The sequence below is a fragment of the Sinorhizobium sp. 8-89 genome, assembly GCF_030124325.1.
Taxonomy (GTDB): domain Bacteria; phylum Pseudomonadota; class Alphaproteobacteria; order Rhizobiales; family Rhizobiaceae; genus Sinorhizobium.
In genome coordinates, this window is record NZ_JASKLR010000019.1 from 76,518 (window position 1) to 96,760 (window position 20,243).

13 protein-coding genes, 1 tRNA gene and 1 pseudogene are annotated in these 20,243 nt (G+C 62.6%); 9 read left to right on the plus strand and 6 right to left on the minus strand.

Annotation, left to right across the window (positions count from 1 at the left end; all coding sequences use genetic code 11):
* The 4 genes and pseudogenes from QN219_RS25885 to QN219_RS25900 all read right to left on the minus strand — a co-directional run.
* Positions 1-1,398: pseudogene (locus QN219_RS25885) on the minus strand (translocation/assembly module TamB); the annotation flags it as partial.
* A 92-nt stretch (positions 1,399-1,490) separates the two neighbouring features.
* Entirely contained in the window at positions 1,491-3,404 is a 1,914-nt protein-coding gene (locus QN219_RS25890) for an autotransporter assembly complex family protein (RefSeq protein WP_284002980.1), read from the minus strand.
* Positions 3,405-3,633: 229 nt separating this feature from the next.
* Positions 3,634-4,833, minus strand: coding sequence for an NAD-dependent formate dehydrogenase (locus tag QN219_RS25895; RefSeq protein WP_284002981.1), 1,200 nt, complete (start codon positions 4,831-4,833; stop codon positions 3,634-3,636).
* A gap of 404 nt (positions 4,834-5,237) precedes the next feature.
* Positions 5,238-5,489: a YMGG-like glycine zipper-containing protein gene (locus QN219_RS25900; protein WP_153440661.1), complete on the minus strand. Its 252-nt coding sequence runs from the start codon at positions 5,487-5,489 to the stop codon at positions 5,238-5,240.
* Positions 5,490-5,914: 425 nt separating this feature from the next.
* Between QN219_RS25900 and QN219_RS25905 the strand changes: the two genes are divergently transcribed.
* The 4 genes from QN219_RS25905 to hemA all read left to right on the plus strand — a co-directional run bounded on the left by QN219_RS25905 (position 5,915) and on the right by hemA (position 11,075).
* Positions 5,915-6,403 (plus strand): (2Fe-2S)-binding protein, encoded by a 489-nt coding sequence (locus tag QN219_RS25905; protein WP_284002982.1) that lies wholly within the window; start codon positions 5,915-5,917, stop codon positions 6,401-6,403.
* A gap of 85 nt (positions 6,404-6,488) precedes the next feature.
* Positions 6,489-8,837: a xanthine dehydrogenase family protein molybdopterin-binding subunit gene (locus tag QN219_RS25910; protein WP_284002983.1), complete on the plus strand. Its 2,349-nt coding sequence runs from the start codon at positions 6,489-6,491 to the stop codon at positions 8,835-8,837.
* Between the two features lie 14 nt (positions 8,838-8,851).
* Positions 8,852-9,649 carry a xanthine dehydrogenase family protein subunit M gene (locus tag QN219_RS25915; protein WP_284002984.1) on the plus strand — a complete coding sequence of 266 codons (798 nt, stop codon included), beginning with the start codon at positions 8,852-8,854 and terminating at the stop codon, positions 9,647-9,649.
* 211 nt (positions 9,650-9,860) lie between these two features.
* A complete protein-coding gene (hemA, locus tag QN219_RS25920; RefSeq protein WP_284002985.1) occupies positions 9,861-11,075 on the plus strand; it encodes a 5-aminolevulinate synthase in 1,215 nt (404 codons plus the stop codon).
* 170 nt (positions 11,076-11,245) lie between these two features.
* Here hemA and dxr read toward each other — a convergent pair whose 3' ends face one another.
* Positions 11,246-12,421, minus strand: coding sequence for a 1-deoxy-D-xylulose-5-phosphate reductoisomerase (gene dxr, locus QN219_RS25925; protein WP_284002986.1), 1,176 nt, complete (start codon positions 12,419-12,421; stop codon positions 11,246-11,248).
* Positions 12,422-12,637: 216 nt separating this feature from the next.
* Here dxr and QN219_RS25930 point away from each other — a divergent pair, with 216 nt between their 5' ends.
* The gene (locus tag QN219_RS25930) at positions 12,638-13,366 is read left to right on the plus strand and encodes an META domain-containing protein (RefSeq protein WP_284002987.1); all 729 of its coding nucleotides are present in this window, start codon (positions 12,638-12,640) and stop codon (positions 13,364-13,366) included.
* A gap of 4 nt (positions 13,367-13,370) precedes the next feature.
* Here QN219_RS25930 and QN219_RS25935 read toward each other — a convergent pair.
* Positions 13,371-13,447: transfer RNA gene (locus tag QN219_RS25935), tRNA-Arg, on the minus strand.
* A gap of 203 nt (positions 13,448-13,650) precedes the next feature.
* Between QN219_RS25935 and QN219_RS25940 the strand changes: the two genes are divergently transcribed.
* The 4 genes from QN219_RS25940 (at position 13,651) to metH (ending at position 20,229) form a co-directional block, all read left to right on the plus strand.
* Positions 13,651-14,547: an ROK family protein gene (locus tag QN219_RS25940; RefSeq protein ID WP_284002989.1), complete on the plus strand. Its 897-nt coding sequence runs from the start codon at positions 13,651-13,653 to the stop codon at positions 14,545-14,547.
* Between the two features lie 62 nt (positions 14,548-14,609).
* Positions 14,610-15,104 carry a heme-degrading domain-containing protein gene (locus QN219_RS25945; protein ID WP_284002991.1) on the plus strand — a complete coding sequence of 165 codons (495 nt, stop codon included), beginning with the start codon at positions 14,610-14,612 and terminating at the stop codon, positions 15,102-15,104.
* A gap of 16 nt (positions 15,105-15,120) precedes the next feature.
* Entirely contained in the window at positions 15,121-16,278 is a 1,158-nt protein-coding gene (pmi, locus tag QN219_RS25950) for a mannose-6-phosphate isomerase Pmi (RefSeq protein WP_284002992.1), read from the plus strand.
* Positions 16,279-16,455: 177 nt separating this feature from the next.
* The gene (gene metH / locus QN219_RS25955) at positions 16,456-20,229 is read left to right on the plus strand and encodes a methionine synthase (protein WP_284002993.1); all 3,774 of its coding nucleotides are present in this window, start codon (positions 16,456-16,458) and stop codon (positions 20,227-20,229) included.
* Positions 20,230-20,243: the final 14 nt, after the last annotated feature.

Sequence of the window (20,243 nt, forward strand, 5' to 3'; positions counted from 1 at the left end):
GGCGCTTTCGATCGTCAGCGGATCGAAGCGGATGTTCTCCGGCCCGACGACGATCGTTCCGTCGAGTTTCATGGGCGCCTTGATTGCCCGGTCGAGATCGGCGCTTGCAAAACGGCTCTCTCTAACTTCGACCGTCGTCTTCAGCGGTCCGGATTGTGTTTCCAGATTGAAGGCGTCGCTTTGCGCGGATAGCCGAACCGCCGCAAGGTTCATCTCCGGAAGCGAGACGGAAGGGAGGTCGGCAGCGATGTCGAGGATCGCCGATTGTCCGTCGCCGATCAGGGACAGATTGGCGGTGTTGATCAGCGCGTGCAGCTCGCCTTCCCTCAGCGGCCAACGAAAGTCGATGGCGCCGCTGGTGCCTGCAAGGCTTGCCTGAAGATTGTTCTCGCCCTTGCTGTTGACCGTACCGGATGCGTCGAGCGTCAATGCGCCGGTCGAAACCTTGCCGGCCTCGATCTGCACCATGCTCGATCCGTCGAAGAGGGCCGTGACGTCGATGTTCGTCGTCCCCTCGAACAACGGCTTGAACCCCGCCGGCACGAGCGACACCAGGGCGCCGCCGCCGGTGACGGTCAACCGATGCATGCCGTCGCCGGCATGCACATGGCGTCCATCGAGCCGGAGGATCTCGTTGCCGCCGAGCGAAGCGGTGCCCGATCCGGCCCAATCCGAAAGCGGACCCTCGCCGGTCAAGGTGATGTCGACAGCAGGCTCGCCCGGGATGCGGAGCAGCTTGGCGAGAAGCCCTCCCTTCGGTTCGGTCACCTTCGCTTCCAGTTTCAATTGGTTGCCGGCCGGATCGAAGACGACATCCGCGACGGCGCGCGCGTCCGGGCGGTCGCGCTCAGCGGCATCGAGGGCAAGAGCAATGCTCGAATTCGTGGCGTTGACCCTGCCGCGCGCGGTCAGGAACTGATCTTCGCCGGCGATCGCCTTGCCGATCATGATCTCCTTGAGATCGAAGGCGTCGATCTTGACGTCGACGGGCAGCGCGAAAGTCTCCCGTACCTCCTCGGTTTCGGCAGAGGGAATGGGCGTGCGTTCCACGCGGACCGACCCCGCGGAAATCTGGCTCGCGTCGAACCGCATCGACAGGAGTTCGGCCGGCGACCAGTTCACCGAAAGGTCCCGGACTTCCGCATAGATCCCCTCTCCGTCGAAGAGGGTGACCGTGCCGGCGGTGAAATGCCCGGTGAGCAGGGCGCCCGGATCCGAGATGCGGACGATCTGGTCGGGGGTTGCGGCGTATTTTTCGATTGCCCAGGCGACGAGCCGCGCGCCGGGCGTCGTGAAGCCGACAAAGACGGCGAGCAGGAGGAGCAGGACCACAAGAGTGCCGAGGCCGGCAAAGAAATAGCGCAGCCCAGATCGAAGGAAGCGGATGACCTGATTCATATCCTACCCATAGACCAAGTTACGCCGTTTCGGAATCGGCAGGCAACCTGCGGAAATTATCTGCCTGAACTATCAACAAAATCAGGCGCAATTCAGAAGGACTGTCCGATGCCGGCATAGATGCCGTAGTCTGTCCCGCCGGGGTATTTGTTGAGCGGGACCGCAAAATCCAACCGGATCGGTCCAAAAGGAGTGGCATAGCGCAGACCGATGCCGGCGCCGGCGCGAATGTCGGAGAAATCGGGCGTCGTGTTTTCCGAAACGGTGCCGGCATCGAGGAAGGGAACGATGCCGATCGTGTCGGTAATCGCGATGCGCGCTTCCAGTGAGCCGCTGACATAGGAGCGGCCGCCGGTGAGATCGTTGCTCTCGTCGCGAGGACTGATCTCCTGAAAAGAATAGCCGCGCACCGAACCACCGCCGCCGAGGAAGAAGCGCCGGGGCGCGGGTATGTCGACAAGTTCGTCGCCGCCGACGAGCATGCCGGCGCCAAGCTTGCCGGCAAGTACGAGACGCTCCTCCTCGCCCAGCGCGTAATAGCCGGAGGCGGAGGCCTCAAACGAGGTGAAGAAGGTCTGTCCCTCGATCTCGTAGCTCGGTTTGGCATTGATCAGCGCCCGGTAGCCCTCGGTCGCGTTCAGCTTGTCGTCGCGGGTATCGCGGATATATTCGAGCGGGATGCTGGCGGTGAGATAGGAATTCTCTCCGAAGGCGTCGTCAACGTCGGCCCAGCTCAATTCAGCGCCGCCAGAGAATGTATCCTGTGGCGAAAGCTCGAAGGTCGCGCCGGCTGCCGCGGTGATCATCTTCGCACTGTAGGCGTCCGGATCGACGATGCTGGCCCTGACACTCGCAGTGAAAGTCGACGCCGGCCCGAACGCGCCGGGCTTGGCGAACAGGATGCCGGCGGAATAGTCGAGGCCGCCGACGTCCGTGGTCTCGCCGATGCGGTTGACCGAGCCTTCTATTCGCAAGGATTCCGCGCGGCCGAAAAGGTTGCGGTGGCCCCAGTAGCCCTCTACGCCGAGACCGTCGGTGGTCGAGACCTGGGCGCCGAAGCCGAAGTAGCGGTGCTTGCCCTCCGAGACCTCGATATTCATCGGGATCCTGCCGTCCGGCGTGAGCGCGTCGGCTTCCTTGATGGTGACGCTCGAGAAAACGTTCAGCTGACGCAGGCGCTCGGCGGCCTTGCGGATGTTTTCCGGCGAATAGGGGCGGCCGTCGTTGAGGCGGGAGTAGTCCTTGACGAAAACCGGATCGACGGTTTTCGTGCCGGTCACGGTGAGCTGTCCAACCGGAGCAACCGGTCCGCCGGCGGCACTGATCGTCACGTCGACGGTGGATGTGGCGTGGTCCGCGACGACGCTGCGTTCCGTCAGCTTCGCCAGTGGGCGGCTTTGTTCCTTCAGATCGTTCACGATCTGCTCGCCCGCTTTGATTATCAGCGTGGAGTCGGCGCGGGCGCCGCGCGTCAGATCGTAAGTGGCCGGATCGAACGCTGCGGCATCGCCTTCGAACCTCACCGAACCCAGGGTGAACACCGGCCCGGGCGTGACGCTGACTGAAACCGGTACAGGCCGACCGTCCGGGAAGGACGGATCGGGCGGCAGACTGTCGATATCCTGACCGTTGATCAGAACGCTGACCGTTCCGCCGTAGCGTGCTTTCTCATAGAGGGCCGCGAGAATGCGGTCCCGGTCGTCGCGCGCCTTGATCGCAAGCCCGAGATCGCCCGATACCGGTTCTTCCCGGTCCTGGAAAAGCATCGAACTGTTCTCGAGCGCCTCCCGGAGCTCCTTGTCGTCCGTGCCGGGCTCGAACGTCAGCGCGTAGTTGACCGGGTTGATGACCTGGACCTCGTCTTCCTCGCTTTCGAAGAAGCGCATGCCGAAGAGCTCGAACGCCCGGGCCTGATCGAGGGAAAGCGGGCCGAGCAATGCCGAAGCCACAACTGCGAGCGCGGTTGCTGCCTTCCAGTGCACAATGCTCGACCGTGATGGAGACATCCCTCTCCGCATCCCGTTTCAGGCGACTCTCAACAAACTGCCTGCATATGCGGCAACCGCCACTATTGCATGGCAAAGTTTTCCATCTGTTAACGATCACGGCGTGCCGCATCCACCCCCGAAACTCTGATTCGGGTCGGATTTTTGCAAAAAGGACTCATTATGTTGTCCTTCAGGCACAAAAGTCGCCATATGGCTGTGCGGCCGTCTTCGTAATCGCCCGCCGCGTTCAGCTCTTGAAACGAGCCGCCTCCTCGGAGCCGCGCGTGGCATCTCCCGCACTGTAGGAATGCGCGCCGGCGCCGGCGAGTTTGCCGCTGGCGACGATCAGATATTCCTCGCGGATCGGCCTGCCGTCGAACCAGCATTCCAGAATTTCTCGCGTGCCGGCGGCATAGCGCGTCTGTGCGGAGAGCGACGAACCCGAAATATGAGGCGTCATGCCGTGATGGGGCATCGACCGCCACGGGTGGTCCTTGGGCGCCGGCTGCGGGAACCACACATCACCGGCATAGCCGGCGAGCTGGCCGCTTGCGAGCGCCCGCGCGACCGCATCGCGATTGCAGATCTTGCCGCGCGCCGTGTTCACCAGATAGGCACCGCGCTTCATGCTGGCGATCATCGCCTCGTCGAAGAGATTTTCCGTCTCCGGGTGAAGGGGCGCGTTGATGGTGACCACATCACAGATGGGCACCATCTCCGCCGCGGTCTGGTGGAACGTGGCGCCGAGCTCCTTCTCGACTGAGTCCGGGAGCCGGTGCCGGTCGGTGTAGTGCAGCCTGACGTCAAACGGCTTCAGCCGGCGCAGCACCGCGGTGCCGATCCGCCCGGCGCCGACCGTGCCGATCTCCATGCCCTCGATGTCATACGAGCGTGCGACGCAATCGGCGATGTTCCAGCCGCCCTTCATGACCCACTGGTAGGAGGGGATATAGTTCCGCGCCAGGCTGAGGATCATCATGACCACGTGCTCGGACACGCTGATCGAGTTGCAGTAGGTCACTTCGGCGACGGTGATGCCGCGGTCCATCGCGGCCTGCAGGTCGACATGGTCGGAGCCGATGCCGGCGGTGATCGCGAGCTTCAGCTTGCTCGCCTTGCCAATTCTCTCAGCGGTCAAATAGGCTGGCCAGAAAGGTTGCGAGATCACGACATCGGCGTCGACGAGCTCCCGTTCGAAGACGCTGTCGGGACCGTCCTTGTCCGAGGTGACGACGAGGCTATGCCCCTGACTTTCGAGAAATTTCCTCAAGCCGAGTTCGCCGGAGACGCTGCCCAGCAGTACACCCGGCTGAAAATCGATGGCTTTCGGAGTGGGAAGCGTCTGGCCGCCGGGGTAGCGCTCCAGTTTCGGCAGACTATCGCGCGCGTAAGCCGTCGGATATCCATCAACCGGATCATCATAGAGGACGCAAACGACCTTTGCCATTTCCATCTCCCTTCAGTGAAACGAAGAGGAAGGCCGCGAGTCTTCAAGACTGCCGGTCAATGCGGACGAACATCAGGGCGATATGCTCTGTTGAATATCTGTGGCCAGCAGGGTTGCTCCTGGCTCTCCCACGTTCGTAGAGTTGCTACTATTCCCAAGAAGGTGGAGGAGCCGGAGGCGGTTTCAAGTGGGCAGCCTTACGCTACAGCGCCGGGCGTCTCTTCAGACGCATAAAGGTCGCCGTAGAAGGTTGAAATCCGCATGTTTTCCTTAAATCGGCCCCGACTTAAGGAAACATGCGGTAGCGTAGCTGGTGCCATTTCCCGCATCGGCACCCGCCCCAACAACACAAGAAAAAGCCCCGGATCGCTCCGGGGCCGTTCGCTTGCGGATTGCTGCGGCGATCAGCAACGGTCGATGTAACGGCGACCGTAGCGGTCGCGGTAGTAGCATTGACCTGGCTGCTCGCTGACATGGCCGATCAACGCGCCGGATACACCGCCAATGGCCGCGCCGACCGCAGCGCCGCGTACGTTACCGGTGATCGCGCCACCGATGATCGCGCCCGATGCAGCACCGATGCCGGCACCCTTTTCCGTCTGCGTGCAGCTTGCGACCGACAAGGCGACCAGCACAAGGGCTATGGCTTTTTTCATGTTGTCCTCTCCGATCTACGGATTTCAGCCTGTCGCTTCGTCCGTCCCTGGTTGGATGGCAGGTCGACCGAAACGTCGCCTTCCACTTGAACTTGCAATTCGGAAAATAACCCGCCGTCAGCGAATGTCTACTGGACCCCGGCGAATCTTCCGTCGCAAGATAATGCGATCCTTCCTGAACGGAACATGAAGGCGCTGTACCCGACGTCACAGCCACTGCGGAATTTTTTTGTCGTGCGCAGACCGAAACGGTTGCGACATTCCAAAAAAAAACAAATGATACAAAGCGCCGCGTCGGTCCGGGAGGAGCGGGCCACGGGCAGTGGGCATTGATATCAGTTGGCGCGTACTTCAGTCGCGTGAACGCATCTCACCCGAGTTGAAGCCGCGCTCAAGTTGGCACTGACCGACCCCGGAGGAGCGAAATGGCGAAAATAACGATGACGGTCAACGGCCGTCAGGTCAGCGGCACATGTGATGACCGCACGCTGCTGGTGCACTTTATCCGCGAAAATCTCGGACTAACCGGCACACATGTCGGCTGCGACACGTCGCAGTGCGGTGCCTGCGTCATCCATATGGACGGGCTGTCGGTCAAAAGCTGTTCCATTCTTGCGGTGCAGGCGGCAGGCTCGTCGATCACGACCATCGAAGGCCTGGCCAAAGACGGCGAACTTCATCCGGTCCAGGCAGCGTTCAAGGCGCATCACGGGCTGCAGTGCGGTTTCTGCACGCCCGGCATGGTGATGACGGCTGTCGATATGATCGCCCGACACGGCAGCGGCCTCGACGAGGCGACGGTGCGCTACGAACTCGAAGGCAATATCTGTCGCTGTACCGGCTATCACAACATCGTCAAGGCGATCCTCGCCGCCGCGGCCGAAATGGGCGGCGCTCGCCAGGCGGCCGAATGATGATCTTTCACGTGGACGAAGGAAGATCGTCCGCTACGGATTTCGTCGCAGCACTTTCACTGAATATCTCGGGAGGAGATAGGCGATGGGCGTTGAAGGAATTGGCGCGCGGGTGGCGCGCAAGGAAGACAAGCGCTTCCTGACCGGCAAGGGCCGCTACACGGACGATATGAGCGTGCCGGGCATGAAGTACGCGATCTTCGTGCGCAGCCCGCATGCGCATGCGAAGATCAGGAGCATCGACGCCACGGCGGCAAAAGAGATGCCCGGCGTCATCGACGTGCTCGACGGCAGGCAGCTCACGGCAGACGGGATCGGTAACCTGATCTGCGGCTGGATGATTCATTCGAAGGATGGCTCGCCGATGAAGATGGGCGCCTGGCGGCCGCTCGCCGACCAGACGGTGCGCTATGTCGGTGATGCGGTGGCGGTAGTCGTCGCCGACAGCGTCGACGAAGCGCGCGATGCCGCCGAGGCGGTGGTCGTCGATTACGAGCTGCTGCCGGTGGTCACCGACCCGGTCAAGGCGATGGCCGACGGCCAGCCGCAGCTCCATCCTGAAGCTCCGAACAATCTGATCTTCGACTGGCAACTCGGCGATGCGGCGGCAACGGACGCGGCGATTGCGGCGGCGGCGCATGTGACGGAGGTGAAAATCTTCAACAACCGCCTGTCACCGAATCCGATGGAGCCGCGCGCGGCCCTCGGCATCTATGACTCGGGCGACGATCACTATACCTGCTACACGACCAGCCAGAACCCGCATCTGGCGCGACTGGTGATGAGTGCCTTCTACAATGTCGCGCCTGAGAACAAGTTGAGAGTGATCGCACCCGATGTCGGCGGCGGCTTCGGCTCGAAGATCTACATCTATCCGGAGGAGATCGTCTGTCTCTGGGCCTCGAAGCGCACCGGCGTGCCGGTGAAGTGGACGTGCGACCGCACCGAAGCCTTTCTGACCGACGCCCACGGCCGCGATCACATATCGACTGCGAAGATGGCGTTTGACAGTTCCAACCGGATCACCGCGCTGAAGGTCGACACGATCGCCAATCTCGGTGCCTACATGTCGCTCTTCTCCTCGTGCGTGCCGACCTACCTCTATGCGACGCTGCTCTCGGGGCAATACGATATCCCGGCGATTCACGCCAATGTCCGCACCGTCTATACCAACACGGCGCCGGTCGACGCCTATCGCGGCGCGGGGCGGCCGGAGGCCACCTACCTCCTGGAGCGGACGATGGAGACCGCGGCGCGGGAACTCGGCATCTCGCCCGCCGAGCTCAGGCGCATCAACTTCATCCGCTCCTTCCCCCATCAGACGCCGGTGATCATGAATTACGACGCCGGCGACTACGAGGCGTCGTTGAACGCCGCGATGGGTGCGGCCGACTGGAACGGATTTGCCGACCGGAAGGCGGAGGCGGAGCGGCGCGGCATGAAGCGCGGCATCGGCATGAGCTGCTACATCGAGGCCTGCGGGCTAGCGCCCTCTTCCGCCGTCGGTTCGCTCGGCGCTGGAGTCGGTCTCTGGGAATCGGCGGAGGTCCGGGTCAATGCGGTCGGCACGATCGAAGTGATGACCGGCTCGCACAGCCACGGCCAGGGGCATGAGACGACGTTTGCCCAACTCGTCGCGGACCGCTTCGGCGTGCCGATCGACAGCGTCAACATCGTCCATGGCGATACGGACAAGGTGCAGATGGGCATGGGAACCTATGGCTCCCGGTCGGGCGCCGTCGGCATGTCGGCGGTGGTCAAGGCGCTGGACAAGGTCGAGGCCAAGGCCAAGAAGATCGCCGCCCACCTGATGGAGGCGGACGAGAGCGACATCGTCATCGAAAACGGCGAGCTAAAGGTTGCTGGTACCGACAAGTCGGTCCCCTGGTTCCAGATGGCGCTGGCCGCCTACACCGCCCACAACCTGCCGTCCGGAATGGAGCCCGGCCTCAAGGAAGGCGCCTTCTACGATCCGTCGAATTTCACCTTTCCGGCCGGATGCTACATCTGCGAGGTGGAAGTCGATCCGGATACCGGCCGGACCGAGATCGTTCAGTTCGTGGCGGCGGACGATTTCGGCAACATCATCAACCCGATGATCGTCGAAGGCCAGGTGCATGGCGGGCTGGCGCAGGGTATCGGTCAGGCGCTGCTCGAAGGCGTTCATTACGACCCAGACAGCGGCCAGCTGCTGACGGCAAGCTACATGGACTACGCCATGCCGCGCGCGGACGACCTGCCGTCCTTCAAGGTCTCGACCTCGAACACGCCCTGCCCGAACAACCCGCTCGGCGTCAAGGGGTGCGGGGAAGCCGGGGCGATCGGTTCGCCGCCGGCGCTGATCAATGCGATCACCGATGCGATCGGCAACAATACGCTCACCATGCCCGCGACGCCTGAGAAGGTCTGGGCGGCGGCACACGCCGCCAATTGATTGGAGGACGAGAGATGTATGAGACGAACTATCACAGAGCGTCCTCTGTTCAGGAGGCCGTGAAGCTGATCAGCGGGGCCGCCGAAGGCAAATATCTCGCCGGGGGCATGACGCTCATCGCCACGATGAAGCAGCGGCTTGCGGCGCCGAGCGATCTCGTGGACCTTCGGCACATCGCCGAAATGAAAGGGATCACCGTCAATGGCCGGTCCGTGCGGATCGGCGCGGCGACAACCCACCACGACGTCGCGTCGTCGGTCGAGCTCGAGGCGGTCTGTCCGGCGATCTGTGCCCTGGCCAGCCATATCGGCGACCCGCACGTCCGCCACATGGGGACGATCGGCGGCTCCATCGCCAACAATGATCCGGCAGCCGACTATCCGGCGGCGATGCTGGCTCTTGATGCAACGATAGTTACCAACAGCCGCGAGATCGCCGCGGCGGACTTCTTCACCGGGCTCTTTGAAACGGCGTTGAACGATGACGAGATCATCACCGCCATCGCCTTCGAGGCGCCGGCGAAGGCAGCCTACCGGAAGTTCCCGAACCCGGCCTCGCGCTACGCCATGACCGGGGTCTTCGTCGCGCGCCGGGACAATGGCGATGTGCGCGTTGCCGTGACCGGAGCGGGTTCGAACGGTGTCTTCCGTCATCAAGGCATGGAATCGGCGCTTGCCGGCAATTGGTCGCCGGATGCGGTCGGCAATGTCTCCGTGGATGCATCGGATTTGATGACAGACCTTCATGCCAGCGCTGCCTATCGCGCCAATCTTATCAAGGTTATGACCAAGCGCGCCGTGGCTGCGGCTTGATGGGACTTAAGTATTGAAAAAGGGCGGCCTTGACCGTCCTTTTTTGCAAAAGCTTGACTTCGATCAAAGTTGAGGGGATTGAGTTTGCACTAGTCATTTTGGAATGGTTCAAAAGTAGAGGCCTTTTGCCGCAGGGGCGAAGCGGGGCCTTTCCGGGGGTTGACCCCTGATCGCTTTGAATGAAGAAAGCGGCAGGGCACTGGAGATGATGATGGATTTCGAGAGTTTCTTCAAAAACGAGCTGGACGGGCTGCATCAGGAAGGCCGCTATCGGGTTTTCGCGGATCTCGCCCGCCATCGCGGTGACTTTCCGAGGGCGACACGCCACACCGCCGATGGCACCCAGGAAGTGACCGTCTGGTGCTCGAACGACTATCTCGGCATGGGCCAGTCTCCGATCGTCACCGAAGCGATGAAGCGGGCGATCGACGAATGCGGCGCCGGCGCCGGCGGCACGCGCAACATCTCCGGCACCAACCACTACCACGTCCTGCTCGAGCGCGAACTCGCGGATCTGCACGGCAAGGAATCCGCTCTCCTGTTCACCTCCGGCTATGTGTCGAACTGGGCCGCGCTCGGAACGCTCTGTTCCAAGATTCCCGGCATCATCGTCTTCTCGGACGCCGGGAATCACGCTTCGATGATCGAGGGGATCCGCCATTCGAAATGCGAACGCGTCATCTTCAAGCATAATTCTGTCGCCGACCTCGAAGCCAAACTTGCGGCGGCCGATCCGCGTGCGCCCAAAATCATCGCCTTTGAATCCGTCTACTCGATGGATGGAGATATCGCGCCGATCAAGGAATTCTGCGATCTTGCCGACAAGTATGGCGCGATGACCTATCTCGACGAAGTGCACGCGGTCGGCATGTACGGCCCGCGCGGCGGCGGCATTGCCGAACGCGAGGGGCTGATGCACAGGCTGACAGTCATCGAGGGCACGCTCGGCAAGGCCTTCGGCGTCATGGGCGGCTACATCACTGGCTCTGCGGCACTTTGCGATTTCATCCGCTCGTTTGCGTCCGGCTTCATCTTCACGACAGCGTTGCCGCCGGCGCTCGCCGCCGGTGCGCTCGCCTCCATCCGGCATCTGAAGGAAAGCCAGGTCGAACGTTTCGCGCATCAGGAGCGCGTGCGGCGGCTGCGCTCGCTGCTCGACCAGCGCGGCATTCCGCACATGGTCAATCCGAGCCATATCGTGCCGGTGATCGTGGGCGATGCCGCCAAGTGCAAGTGGATCTCCGACCTGCTGCTCGACAATTTCGGCGTCTATGTCCAGCCGATCAACTATCCGACGGTACCGAAGAAGACCGAGCGCCTGCGCATCACGCCGACGCCGTTGCATTCGGATGCCGATATCGACCATCTGGTCGGCGCGCTGCATTCGCTCTGGTCGCGCTGTGCGCTGGCAAGGGCCGTCGCGTAAGTACTACCGATCCTGGAGTATGATTGCCCCTCAATCCCCTCTCCCCGCTTGCGGGGAGAGGGGATTGAGGGCGTGCCTCGAGTCCCTTCGCCCCGCTCGCGGGGAGAAGGTGACCGGCAGGCCGGATGAGGGGCAGATGACGCGAAAACCGGCTCGAAGGGGCCAGGATGTTACTTGATCAGCCCGGCAGCCATCTGCCGGGCTTTTTCGTCCGCGGCGAAGACGTCGTCCATGCTTGACGCTGCAGGCAGATCTGCGAGCTCGTCCATCACCTTTTCGACGATTTCAGCCATCGTAAGGAAGCCGGCCCGCCCCTTGATGAAGGCCTCGAGCGCGGTTTCCTTAGCGCCGTTCAGAACGGCGCCCTGGACGCCGCCGGCTTCCATGGCGCGCCGCGCCAGGCGCAGCGCCGGAAAGCGGATTTCGTCCGGCGCCTCGAAGTCCAGCCGCGAGAGTTTTGCGAAATCGAGCCGCTCGACCGGCAGATCGCATCGGCTCGGATAGGAGAGGGCATAGCCGATGGCGGTGCGCATATCGGGGCAGCCGAGCTGCGCCAATACCGATCCGTCGCTGTAGCCGACCATCGAATGGATGACCGACTGCGGATGCACGATGACCTCGATCTGCTCCGGTCGCAGCCCGAAAAGGTGGCGCGCCTCGATCATTTCCAGCGCCTTGTTGAACATCGAAGCGCTGTCGATCGAGATCTTCAGCCCCATCGACCAGTTCGGATGGGCGCGCGCCGTTTCGGCGGTCACGTGCCGCATCTCTTCAAGCGACTTGGTGCGGAACGGGCCGCCGGAGGCCGTCAGGATGATCCGCTCGACGGCGTGGCGCTGATCGTTTTCCAGCACCTGGAAGATCGCATTGTGCTCGCTGTCGACGGGCAACAGCCGGCCGCCGCCCTTTGCGACCGCCTCGACGAAGAGGCTGCCGGCGGAGACGAGACATTCCTTGTTGGCAAGCGCGATATCGGCGCCGCGCTTTGCCGCGGCGAGCGTCGGGGCAAGACCGGCGTTGCCGACGATTGCCGCCATCACCCACCCGGCATCGCGTTCGGCCGCCTCGATCAGGCCGGTGCGGCCTGCGGCAACCGCGATGCCGCTTCCGCCAAGCTCCGATTTGAGGTCCTGATAGAGATTGTCGTCCGCGGTGACGGCCAGTTCGGCGCCGAGCCGGCGCGCCTGTTCGGCCAGAAGCGGAATATTGCCGTTTCCGGTCAGCGCGACGACGTCGAAACGATCTCGCCCGCCCAGCCGGTCGATGACGTCGAGCGTGTTCGTTCCGATCGAACCGGTGGAGCCCAATATCGTCAGACGGCGCTTCGTGCTGTCGCCGGATGCCATTGCCAAATCCCGTGTTCTTCTTGTTCGTCAGGTTTGCCTTAGGCTCTACAGCCGAAAGCCGCGGGCAACAAGGGTGGACTTGCCTTCCTTCCATCGCACTGCTCGACGATAGCGGGTAAGAAACAGGGCGAAACGTTTTCCGCTCGCATCCTGTGTCATGACTTATTAGCATCGGAATGGGCGGCCAAAACGTGCCGATTTGTGGAGGAGTTCCAGATGCTCAAGGCTCTGACGGCCGCGTCCTGCGCTTGCGTGTTGATCGAGCTTGCTTCCACTGAGATAGTTGCCGCCGAAAAGGTGCCGGAAGAACTGGTCGGCTCGTGGCTTGCCGAAGACATCGGCGGCGGCGGTGTGATCGACGACCTCCAGACCGTGCTCGAGATACGCGAGGATGGCACCTATGGCGGCATGGCCGGCTGCAACAATTTCACCGGTGCCTTCAGCCTCACAGGCACGACAATCACCTTCGGTCCCACCGCCGCGGCGCGCAAGATGTGCGCACCCGCCATCATGGATCAGGAGCAGAAGTTCTTCTCCACGCTGCGCGAGGGCCTCACCTGGAAGATCGACGGCGGAAGACTAACGCTGACGAGGCCGGACGGTACGCCGGTCATGCTGCTCACCTCAATGGAAGCCACGGCCGAAAGTGGTGGCGTTGACCTAACGCTGCGCATTCCCGGTGCCGGTACGGTCGATCGGCAAACGGTGCGTTACAGCTGCGGCGGCGAGACGGTCGAGGCCGAATATATCAATGCTGGCGCCGTCTCGCTGGTGACATTCTCGATCGGCGGCACCTACATCGTCGCTTCGGGTATCATTTCCGGATCGGGTGCACGATACGCCGGCGGCCGATATGTCTGGTGGACCGAGGGCGAGGAGGCGACGCTCTTCGACGTGACGAAGGGGGAGGAGGATCCAGGAGTCGTCTGCGAGAAGATGGAATAGCAAATGGTGATCCCGGCGCGATTCGAACGCGCGACCCCCAGATTAGGAATCTGATGCTCTATCCTGCTGAGCTACGGGACCACTCGGAATAGACCCATACAAAAGCAAGGCCCCTTCGCCAAGTGTTTTTGCATGGGACCTCACCGATTTGCGGTAAGCCGCCTTACACTTTTCCGCACCCCACTCTAGCATCTGCGACACTGCAGATGCTAAGCAGGGCCGGCGGCGGCCGGAGGAGCGACCTGCCGTTTTCCTCGACATCCATCCTGAGATCTGATCCACACATGTTCATCGGAATTGATTGGGGCGGCACGAAAATGGAAGTCATCGCGCTTGACCGCGATGGCGAAACGCGCGCCCGGCACCGTGTCGCGACGCCGACCAGCGGCTATGACGACTGCATCCGCGCCGTGATCGACCTCGTGGCCGCGGCCGAACAGACAGCCGGCGCGCGCGGAACGATCGGCATCGGCATTCCCGGCAGCCCCAATCCGCGCACCGGCATCGTCCGCAATTCCAATGCCGTCCTCATCAACGGCAAGCCGCTCGGCCGCGATCTCGAAGCCGCGCTCGGCCGCGAGGTGCGGCTTGCCAACGACGCCAACTGCCTTGCCGTTTCCGAGGCGGTGGACGGTGCCGGCAAGGATGCCCGCGTCGTTTTCGGCGTCATCGTCGGCACGGGACATGGTGGCGGGCTTGCGATCGAGAAGAAGGTTCATGCGGGCTACCAGGGGGTTGCCGCCGAAATCGGGCACTACCCGTTGCCCTGGATGACGCGGGACGAATATCCCGGCCACAAGTGCTGGTGCGGCAAGCTCGGCTGTCTCGACATGTATGCCTGCGGGACTGGCTTGGAACTCGACTATCGCACGACGACCGGCGTCGACCGCCGGGGCCGGGATATCATCGAGGCGAAACGTGCGGGCGACCCGGTGGCGACCGGTGTCTACGAGCGCTTCGTCGATCGTCTTGCCCGCAGTCTGGCGCTTTTGACCAATGTGGTCGACCCGGATGTCTTCGTGCTGGGCGGCGGCATGTCGAATGTCGATGAAATCTACGGCGAACTGCCGGCGCTGATCACCAGATACATCTTCGGCGACAGCTTCGAGACGCCGATCCGCAAGGCGGTGCACGGCGACAGTTCCGGCGTGCGCGGCGCCGCCTGGCTCTGGAAAAGCTAGAATGAAAAGCATCGGCGGTTTCCGCCTGCTGCTCCAACCGACGATCCAAGCGAGGAGATACCATGAACATCGATAACGATCTGCGCCGCATCGCGCTGCAGGAGCGGGAACTGCAGTTCGAAAGCTTCAGCCTCGACACGGCTTGGGAGCTCGGCTCGATCCTCCGGCGCATGGCGGCCGAGCGGAAGCTCGGCGTGGTCATCGACATTACCCTTTTTTCCATGCAGGTCTTCTACGCGGCGCTCGAAGGCGCGACGCCGGACAATCCCAGCTGGGTTCGGCGCAAGCGCAACACGGTCTTCCGGCTGTTTAAGAGCAGCTACGCCACCGGCCTTAGCCTGTTGAAGCAGCAGACGAACCTGCAGGCGAAGCTCGGCCTGCCGGATGCCGAATACGCCGCGCACGGTGGCAGCTTCCCGATCATCGTCAAGGGAACGGGCTGCATCGGCGCCGTCACGGTTTCCGGATTGCCGCAGCGCGACGACCATAATCTTGTCATCGAAGCAATGGTTGAATTGCTCAAGACGGATCACGCCGCGTTGAAGCTCGAGGACTGACAGGAACGGACACCGCATGAATATTCACTCGCAGGCGCGCGAACTCGCCGGCTGGCTTGCCGATGCGGCCTTGCTGCTTTGGCGGCAAAAGGGTTTCGACGATGCCAGCGGCGGCTTCGTCGAGACCATCGACATGCAGGGTGAGCCGACGCGGGCCAATCGTCGCTCGCGCGTGCAGCCGCGACAGGTCTATTGTTTCGCGGAGGCCGGACGGCGCGGTTGGCCGGGAGACTGGCGCACCGTTGCCGAAGCAGGGCTTGCCTATTTCGATCGCGTCTATCGGCGACCAAGCGGCTTTTACGCTGCGCTTGCCGACGCCGACGGCCAGGTGACCGACCCGTCCTTCGACCTTTATAACCAGGCCTTCGCGCTGCTCGCCTTCGCCTATCTGGCGGAGGTCTTCCCGGAGCGGAGAGGCGAAATGGCCGAGCGCAGCAATGATCTCAGGCGAAAGCTCGAGGCTCATTGCAAGCATCCGATCGCCGGCTTCGAGGAGGACAACCCACCACGCCTGCCGCTCGGTTCCAATCCGCATATGCATCTTTTCGAGGCGTGCCTGGCAAGCGAGACGGTCGAAGGCTTCGACAAGATGGCCTGGGCCAATCTCGCCGACGAGATCGCCCACTTGGCGATGGATCATTTCATCGATGCCGAAACCGGTGGCTTGCGCGAGTTCTTCGATCACGAGTGGGCGCCCTTTCCAGGCGAGAAGGGTCGCGTCGTCGAGCCGGGTCACCAATTCGAATGGGCGTGGCTCCTGCTTCGCTGGGCAGAGCGGCGCGGCAGTGCAGAAGCCATCGTCAAGGCGCGGCGGCTGTTCGAGATCGGTGAGCAACACGGCATCTGCCCGAAGCGCGACGTGGCGATCATGACGCTTCTCGATGACTTTTCGGTCGCCGATCCGGTGGCGCGGCTTTGGCCGCAGACCGAATGGCTGAAGGCGGCGATCCGTTTTGCCGCCTTGACCGAAGGGGAGGAGCGTCAGCGTTATCTCTCCTCGGCGGCACGGGCGGCAGCCGCCCTCGATCGCTTCCTCCAAACGCCGATTCGCGGTCTCTGGCGCGACAAGCAGCAGGCGGATGGCGCGTTCGTCGAAGAGCCTGCGCCGGCCAGCAGCTTCTATCACATTGTCTGCGCGATCTATGAGTTGGAGGATTGTCTGAAGCGGATGTGAGCTGTCGCTCCATAGAGAGGGCTTCGCTGTAAAGTGCTTCACATGGCCTGCCGCAAGCGCGGCGGGCCGTTTTTATTTGCGACGGCGAAATTGTGATCAACGCGTATGTTGACATAAAGATATGTTTATGTGAGTAAATCACTAATTATTTGTCGTTTTCAGAACGGGGGATTTCCCATGCCCGCCATCAACTCCCTTTTCGGCGATGTTTCGCCCAGGCCTGATGGTTCGGAAATCTTCCGCGCGCTCAGTCAGGCGGCTGCCGAACGCATCCTGATCATGGACGGCGCCATGGGGACCGAGATCCAACAACTCGGCTTCATCGAGGATCATTTCCGCGGCGAGCGCTTCGGCGGCTGCTCCTGTCATCAGCAGGGGAACAACGACCTCCTGACGCTGACGCAGCCGAAGGCAATCGAGGATATCCATTACAGCTACGCCATAGCGGGCGCTGACATCCTCGAAACCAACACCTTCTCATCGACCCGCATCGCCCAGGCCGACTACGGCATGGAGGACATGGTCTACGAGCTTAACCGTGACGGTGCACGCCTGGCGCGGCGCGCGGCAAAGCGCGCTGAGGCGGAGGACGGCAGGCGGCGTTTCGTCGCTGGCGCGCTCGGGCCCACCAACCGCACCGCGTCGATTTCCCCGGATGTCAACAATCCCGGCTATCGCGCGGTCACTTTCGATGATCTGCGGCTTGCCTATGGTGAGCAGGTCCGCGGTCTGATCGACGGCGGCGCCGACATCATCCTGATCGAGACGATCTTCGACACGCTGAACGCCAAGGCGGCGATCTTCGCCACTGAGCAAGTCTTTGCCGAGAAGGGGATTTACCTTCCTGTGATGATCTCCGGCACGATAACCGATCTTTCCGGCCGCACGCTTTCCGGGCAGACGCCGACTGCCTTCTGGCACTCGGCGCGCCATGCCGCACCCTTCACCGTCGGGCTCAATTGCGCGCTCGGCGCAAGCGCCATGCGTGCCCATATCGACGAGCTATCGCTGGTCGCGGATACGCTCGTCTGCGCCTATCCGAATGCCGGCCTGCCGAATGAATTCGGGCGCTACGACGAAAGTCCCGAAGCGATGGCGGCTGAGATCGAGGGTTTCGCCCGTGACGGGCTCGTCAATATCGTCGGCGGCTGCTGCGGCTCGACCCCCGCCCACATTCGCGCGATCGCCGAAGCCGTCGCCAAGTATCCGCCCCGGCGGATTCCAGAGGTGGAACGGCATATGCGGCTTTCCGGCCTGGAACCGTTCACGCTCACCAAGGACATTCCCTTCGTCAATATCGGCGAACGCACCAACGTCACCGGTTCGGCCAAGTTCCGCAAGCTTATTACCGCCGGCGATTATTCGGCGGCGCTCGACGTCGCGCGCGATCAGGTCGCGAACGGCGCCCAGATCATCGACATCAATATGGACGAAGGCCTGATCGATTCGACGCAGGCAATGGTCGAGTTCCTGAACCTCATCGCGTCCGAGCCCGATATCGCCCGTGTTCCGGTGATGATCGATTCGTCCAAATGGGAGGTGATCGAAGCTGGCCTCAAATGCGTGCAGGGCAAGGCGCTGGTGAACTCGATCTCGCTCAAGGAAGGCGAGGAGGCGTTCCTCCATCACGCACGACTGGTGCGCGCCTATGGCGCTGCGGTCGTGGTCATGGCCTTCGACGAGACAGGCCAGGCCGACACCAGGACCCGCAAGGTGGAGATCTGCAAGCGGGCCTATCGGCTGCTCACCGAGAAGGTGGGCTTCCCGCCGGAGGACATCATCTTCGACCCGAACATCTTTGCGGTCGCCACAGGCATCGAAGAACACAACAATTACGGTGTCGATTTCATCGAGGCGACGCGCGAGATCATCGCGACGCTGCCGCATGTCCATGTCTCTGGCGGCGTGTCGAACCTTTCCTTCTCCTTCCGCGGCAACGAGCCGGTGCGCGAGGCGATGCATGCCGTGTTCCTCTACCACGCGATCCAGGCAGGCATGGACATGGGCATCGTCAATGCCGGCCAGCTGGCCGTCTACGACACGATCGATCCGGAACTCCGCGAGGCCTGCGAGGATGTCGTGCTCAACCGCCGGGCGGATGCGACCGAGCGTATGCTGGAGCTTGCCGAGCGTTATCGCGGGCACGGCGGGGCGCAGGGGAGGGAGAAGGATCTCGCCTGGCGCGAATGGCCGGTCGAAAAGCGGCTGGAACATGCGCTCGTCAACGGCATCACGGAGTTCATCGAGGTGGACACGGAAGAGGCACGGCTGGCGGCCTCTCGTCCGCTGCATGTCATCGAGGGTCCGCTGATGGCGGGTATGAACGTCGTCGGCGATCTCTTCGGCTCGGGCAAAATGTTCCTGCCGCAGGTGGTGAAGTCGGCGCGGGTGATGAAGCAGGCAGTCGCCGTGCTGCTGCCGCACATGGAAGCGGAGAAGCGCGCCAATGGCGGTGACGGAACGCGCGAGAGCGCCGGCACGATCCTGATGGCGACCGTCAAGGGCGACGTGCATGACATCGGCAAGAACATCGTCGGCGTCGTGCTCGCCTGCAACAATTACGAGATCATCGATCTCGGGGTCATGGTGCCGTCTGCGAAGATCCTTGAAGTGGCGAAGGAGCGGAAGGTCGACATCATCGGGCTTTCCGGGCTCATCACGCCTTCGCTCGATGAAATGGTCCATGTCGCCTCCGAACTCGAGCGCGAGGGCCTCGATATCCCGCTACTGATCGGCGGGGCGACGACGAGCCGGGTGCACACGGCCGTGAAGATCAATCCGCGCTACAGCCTGGGGCAGACGGTCCATGTCAACGACGCCAGTCGCGCGGTCGGGGTCGTGTCCAGTCTACTCTCGCCGGACGTGCGCAAGGGCTACATGGAGACGATCCGCGCCGAATATCACAAGATCGCCGACGCGCACGCGCGCAACGAGGCGGAGAAACGGCGCCTGCCGCTGTCGCAGGCGCGCGCCAATGCCCAGAAGCTCGATTGGAGCACCTATCGACCGAAGGCGCCCTCCTTCCTCGGAACCCGCGTTTTCGAAGATTGGGACCTGGCGGAGCTTGCCCGCTACATCGACTGGACGCCATTCTTCCAGACCTGGGAACTGAAAGGCATCTACCCAAGGATCCTCGACGACGACAAACAGGGGCCGGCAGCGCGCCAGCTCTTCGACGACGCCCAGGCTATGCTCCAGAAGATCGTCGCCGAAAAATGGTTCGCGCCGAAAGCCGTGGTCGGCCTCTGGCCTGCCGGCGCCGTCGGTGACGATATCCGCCTGTTTACCGATGAAGCGCGCGGCGCTGAGCTCGCCACCCTCTTCACGCTTCGCCAGCAATTGGTGAAGCGGGACGGGCGGCCGAATGTTGCGCTCGCCGATTTCGTGGCGCCCGTCGACAGTGGCGCAAGAGACTATCTCGGCGGCTTCGTGGTGACCGCCGGCATCGAGGAGGTATCGATCGCCGAGCGCTTCGAGCGCGCCAACGACGATTATTCCTCGATCATGGTCAAGGCGCTGGCCGACCGTTTCGCTGAGGCCTTCGCCGAGCGCATGCACGAATATGTGCGCAAGGAGCTCTGGGGCTATGTTCCCGATGAAGCCTTCACGCCCCAGGACCTGATCGGCGAGCCCTATACGGGCATCCGCCCGGCGCCCGGCTATCCGGCGCAGCCCGATCACACGGAAAAGGAAACGCTTTTCCGCCTCCTTGATGCCGAGGCGTCGATCGGGGTCGCTCTCACGGAGAACTATGCGATGTGGCCGGGCTCGTCGGTTTCCGGCCTCTATATCGGCCATCCGGACGCCTATTATTTCGGTGTCGCCAAGATCGAGCGCGACCAGGTCGAGGACTATGCGGAGCGCAAGGCGATGGATGTTCGCGAGGTCGAGCGCTGGCTCTCGCCGATCCTCAATTACACGCCGATACCGGAGGCGGAAGCGGCGGAGTAGGGCCAAAACCCGCA

What these genes read in the sequence shown, in the direction of transcription:
- pmi (WP_284002992.1), top strand. Translation starts at nt 15,121, where the DNA reads ATGAATATTCACTCGCAGGCGCGCGAACTCGCCGGCTGGCTTGCCGAT.
- dxr (WP_284002986.1), bottom strand. Translation starts at nt 12,421, where the DNA reads ATGGCATCCGGCGACAGCACGAAGCGCCGTCTGACGATATTGGGCTCC.
- QN219_RS25905 (WP_284002982.1), top strand. Translation starts at nt 5,915, where the DNA reads ATGGCGAAAATAACGATGACGGTCAACGGCCGTCAGGTCAGCGGCACA.
- QN219_RS25900 (WP_153440661.1), bottom strand. Translation starts at nt 5,489, where the DNA reads ATGAAAAAAGCCATAGCCCTTGTGCTGGTCGCCTTGTCGGTCGCAAGC.
- QN219_RS25895 (WP_284002981.1), bottom strand. Translation starts at nt 4,833, where the DNA reads ATGGCAAAGGTCGTTTGCGTCCTCTATGATGATCCGGTTGATGGATAT.
- QN219_RS25915 (WP_284002984.1), top strand. Translation starts at nt 8,852, where the DNA reads ATGTATGAGACGAACTATCACAGAGCGTCCTCTGTTCAGGAGGCCGTG.
- QN219_RS25910 (WP_284002983.1), top strand. Translation starts at nt 6,489, where the DNA reads ATGGGCGTTGAAGGAATTGGCGCGCGGGTGGCGCGCAAGGAAGACAAG.
- QN219_RS25890 (WP_284002980.1), bottom strand. Translation starts at nt 3,404, where the DNA reads ATGTCTCCATCACGGTCGAGCATTGTGCACTGGAAGGCAGCAACCGCG.
- metH (WP_284002993.1), top strand. Translation starts at nt 16,456, where the DNA reads ATGCCCGCCATCAACTCCCTTTTCGGCGATGTTTCGCCCAGGCCTGAT.
- QN219_RS25945 (WP_284002991.1), top strand. Translation starts at nt 14,610, where the DNA reads ATGAACATCGATAACGATCTGCGCCGCATCGCGCTGCAGGAGCGGGAA.
- QN219_RS25930 (WP_284002987.1), top strand. Translation starts at nt 12,638, where the DNA reads ATGCTCAAGGCTCTGACGGCCGCGTCCTGCGCTTGCGTGTTGATCGAG.
- hemA (WP_284002985.1), top strand. Translation starts at nt 9,861, where the DNA reads ATGGATTTCGAGAGTTTCTTCAAAAACGAGCTGGACGGGCTGCATCAG.
- QN219_RS25940 (WP_284002989.1), top strand. Translation starts at nt 13,651, where the DNA reads ATGTTCATCGGAATTGATTGGGGCGGCACGAAAATGGAAGTCATCGCG.